3 protein-coding genes are annotated in these 3383 nt (G+C 75.5%); 2 read left to right on the plus strand and 1 reads right to left on the minus strand.

The features are described 5' to 3' along the window. Nucleotides 1-292 precede the first annotated feature (292 nt). Both EF918_RS33965 and EF918_RS33975 read left to right on the plus strand, forming a co-directional pair. Nucleotides 293-1384 carry a DUF5937 family protein gene (locus EF918_RS33965; protein WP_125652733.1) on the plus strand — a complete coding sequence of 364 codons (1092 nt, stop codon included), beginning with the start codon at nt 293-295 and terminating at the stop codon, nt 1382-1384. A gap of 264 nt (nt 1385-1648) precedes the next feature. Further along, nucleotides 1649-2260, plus strand: coding sequence for a CAP domain-containing protein (locus EF918_RS33975; protein WP_260610943.1), 612 nt, complete (start codon nt 1649-1651; stop codon nt 2258-2260). A gap of 30 nt (nt 2261-2290) precedes the next feature. On the opposite strand, the gene EF918_RS33980 is transcribed toward EF918_RS33975, so the two are convergent. Next, nucleotides 2291-3238: a LysR family transcriptional regulator gene (locus tag EF918_RS33980; protein WP_125652734.1), complete on the minus strand. Its 948-nt coding sequence runs from the start codon at nt 3236-3238 to the stop codon at nt 2291-2293. Nucleotides 3239-3383 lie beyond the last annotated feature (145 nt).

Below are 3383 nucleotides of genomic sequence, written 5' to 3' on the forward strand. Positions count from 1 at the left end.
GGGGAGTGGGGCGTGTGCCGGGATGCGCCGTGGGGGATGTCGTGGGAGGCGTCGACGCGGGGTGCGTCGTGGGAGGCGTCGCCGTGGGGCGTGTCGTGGGATGCGTCTCGGGGTGCGTCGTGGGGTGTTCGGCAGGGGCTTTCATGGCGCAGACGGTGCGGCCCCGTCGCCCGGTGCCGCACGTCGCTTGACGGACACCGTCAAGCGACGCCGTCACGGGCCTGGTAGGGGGTGACGATGACGGGTCGGGCGGGAGCCCGTGACGTCCGGACCGATCGGCGATGATCGGGGGGTGACCTTGAGGATCGACATCAGCGGCCTGCCGGGCGAGCGGGTGCGGTTCGCCGCCTCGCCGCTGGCCGAGCTGACCGCGATGCTGCACGTGCTGGCCGCACCCGGGCACCATCCGCGGCACGCCGGCTGGGCCGCGGACGTCCGGGCCGGGCTGCCGCCGGAACTGGCCGAGCGGCTGCGGGAGGCGGAGTTCCTCTGGCGTTCCTCGCAGGCCGACTTCCTCTACCCCGCCCGGCCCCGGCCGACCCTGGCCGAGGAACTGGACGCCGTGGACCGGACGGACGACGACCGGTACGTGACCGCCGCGCTCGTCAGCACGTGCGGGAGCACCCGCGGCCGGTTCGCCACGGCGTCGCCCCTCACCGACCGGGCCGCCCGCGAACGGGCCCTGGACCTGGCACAGGCCCGGGGCGCGCGGCACGGGGCCTTCGCCGAACGCCTCCTCACGGAGCCGGCCGCGGTCCGGGCACGCGTGCGCCGGACCCTCGAACTGTGCGCCGAGGCCTTCTTCGACGCCGCCTGGGCGGAGGTCGCCGTACCGCTCGCCACCGATCTGCGGGTGAAGAACGACCTGCTCAGGCGCCAGGGCCTCGGCGCCGCCCTCGCGGCGGTCTCCCGCGCCGTCACCCTGTCCGGTGACGGGGACGTCATCGTCGTGGACAAGCTCCAGGACAAGGCGACGTCGGCCGACGGCGCCGGAGTGACGTTCCTGCCCAGCGTCTTCGCCGATCCGCACCTGGTGGCGGTCCACGCACCCGGATGGCAGCCCGTGGTGCAGTACCCGGTGCCGGCCGGCGAGACCGGGCCGGCGGAGCCGGTGTCGCTGGACACGGTCACGCTCCGCCTGGAGGCCCTGGCGCATCCGGTGCGGCTCCGGCTGCTGCGCACCCTGGCCCGTGGCCCGCACACCACCGGTGAGCTGGCACACACCTGGGAGTTGTCCCTCCCGGAGGTCTCCCGCCACCTCGCCGTGATGCGCCGGGCGGGTCTGGTCACACCCCGGCGGCACGGCCGGTACGTGCGGCACACCCTCGACCTGCCGGGGCTCACGGCCCTGGGCACCGACCTGCTGGCGGCCGTACTGCGGTGAGCGGCGGCGGCACGACCCGCCGTACCGCGGCCGGCTCGTCCGGCCTCCGGCGTGCGGCGTCCGGCGTGCGGCGTGCGGCGTGCGGCGTGCGGCGTGCGGCGTGCGGCGTCCGAACGGGGACCGAGCTCGGGGGCTCCTCCCCCCGCGGCCCGGATGGCGAGGGGTGGGGGCCGGTGAGAGTCTGGAGGGGAGCACGCCTCGTGGCCGGTCGCCCCTCCATTCCGCTCGACAACACCGTTCGTGTTCGCGGGAGGTGGAACCTCCGTGCAGACCCACACGTCACGTACCGGAAAACTCCTGGGCACCGCCGTGGCCGCCGCCCTGTCGGCCCCGCTCCTCCCCGGCGTACTGGCCCCACCCGCAGCAGCGGTGGCCTGCGACACGGCTGCCGCCAACCGGGCGCCCACCGCGGGGACCATGACCCAGGCGAGGGATGCCGTCGCCTGCCTCATCAACGCGCAGCGCACCCAGCGCGGGCTGCCCGCGCTCACGACCAACCAGGCGCTGACGCGCGCGGCGCAGCAGCACGCGGTCGCGGCCGTGCAGATCAAGTGGTGGGGCCCGGGCCGGGATCCGCACCGCAACCCGCAGACCGGCTCGACCCCGCAGACCCGCATCCAGGCGGCCGGATACTGCCCGAACCCGCGGTCCTGGCAGTTCAGTGAGATCACGTACACCGGGTGGGGCAGCGGGTGGGGCACCCCGCAGGCCGCCGTCAACTGGTGGATGAACAGCCCCGGTCACCGTGCCGCCATCCTCGACCCCGGGGTTCGTGAGATGGGCCCGTGGGCCCAGCCGGGCTCCGCCGACCCGGGCGGTGCGTCGTCGACCACCGCGGGCACCTACGTCGTGACGTTCGGGCGCTGCCAGCAGTGAGCCGCGGGCGGCGCCGCTGCCCGGCCGCGTTCAGCGCGGGAGCACCCAGCCCGGCACCCAGGTGCCGGGCGCGGCGCGGCCGGTCGCCGCGGCGGCAGTGGTGGCGGCGAGGTGGGTACGCAGCGCCGCCAGGGCCGGGTGGGGGTTGTCCCGGTGCCAGAGCAGCGAGTGGGGGTAGACGGGCGTCGGGTCGGTCACCGGGATCCGGCGCAGGCCGTGGCCGGCGGGCCAGACCAGCCGGGTGTCCCCGCCCATGAAGGTGGCCAGGGCGGGGGTGTCGGCGACGGTGTCGAGGAGGGCGTCGGAGCCGAAGTTGGGGCCGGTCGCCTCGATGGTGAGACCGAACTCGGCGACGAGGTCCGCGTAGTACGCGGCCCACTCCGTGCCGGGCACGATGCCGGGCATCCAGATCCGGTGCCCGACGAGCTGAGCCGGCGTCACCGAGCGGGCGCCCGCGAGCGCGTGGGCCGGGCCGGTCAGGAGCTGGAGCGGCTCGTCCAGCACCCGCACGGACTCGATGTCCTCGGGCAGCGGCCGGCCGGGCACGGCGACGGCGCGGAAGGTCGCGTCGATGGTGCCGGACCGGAGGGCGGCCACGGCGGCGTCGATGTCGAGCAGCATCACCACGTCGAGCTCGATCCCCGGGTGCGCGCGGTGGAAACCCCGCATCAGGCCGGAACCCGCACCGCGCGAGGCGATCACGTCGACGCGCAGCGGACGGCGTCCGGCGCGGACGGACGCCACCGCGCGCTCGGCCACGCGCAGCAGTTCGCGGGCATGGGGCAGGAACGCCTGCCCGTCGATGGTGAGCTCGGCGCCGCGCGGCGTCCGGCTGAACAGCCGCACCCCGAGGCCGCGCTCCAGCGCGGCGATGCGCTTGGACGCGGCCTGCTGGGTGACCCCCAGCTCGGCGGCGGCGTCCTGGAACCGCCCCGCGTCGGCGGCGGCGACGAAGGTCCGGACGGTGTCGAGGTCCATGCCGACACCCTAGCGGGCACAACCGTTGGTTGTGGCTGAGGGCTCTGCGGTTGTTTGATGCACGGGTGCCGCTGCGGCTTTGATGCTCTCCGATCGCCGGTCGGTTGTGCCGGTGCGCGGACGGGTGGGAGGGCGAGTGAGTGGG

The sequence above is a fragment of the Streptomyces sp. WAC06614 genome (genome assembly GCF_003949795.1).
Taxonomy (GTDB): Bacteria; Actinomycetota; Actinomycetes; order Streptomycetales; family Streptomycetaceae; genus Streptomyces.